This window comes from Virgibacillus sp. 7505 (genome assembly GCF_002272135.1).
Taxonomy (GTDB): Bacteria; Bacillota; Bacilli; order Bacillales; family Amphibacillaceae; genus Terribacillus.
The window spans coordinates 1-372 of the sequence record NZ_NPBF01000083.1 but is presented as its reverse complement, the minus strand read 5'-3'; the positions used below and the strand labels follow the sequence as shown (position 1 = coordinate 372).

At 45.7% G+C, this 372-nt stretch carries 1 protein-coding gene; it reads left to right on the top strand.

Translation table 11 applies throughout. The features are described 5' to 3' along the window. Nucleotides 1-29: 29 nt before the first annotated feature. Nucleotides 30-372, top strand: a 343-nt coding sequence (locus CHH91_RS18015) for a glutamate--tRNA ligase family protein (RefSeq protein WP_286160835.1), incomplete at its 3' end; no start/stop codon positions are given.

The following is a 372-nucleotide window of genomic DNA, read 5'->3' as shown; positions in this document are numbered from 1 at the left end:
GAATAAGGTAGCCAAAGGAGTGCGTCGTGATGACGAAAGATATACGGGTCCGGTTTGCCCCTAGTCCTACGGGGCATTTGCATATAGGTGGAGCGCGTTCGGCGCTGTTTAATTACTTGTTTGCTAAATCTGCAGGCGGCGCGTTTGTGCTGCGGATTGAAGATACAGACCAAGCACGGAATGTGGATACAGCAACTGAAAAATTAATGGACAGTTTAAGATGGCTTGGACTAGAGTGGGATGAAAGCATTGACACAGACGCTGGCCAATATGGCCCATACCGCTCAATGGAACGGGTTGATATTTATAAAAACTATATTCAACAGCTGTTGGATGAGAAAAAAGCATACTACTGTTACATGACGGAAGAAG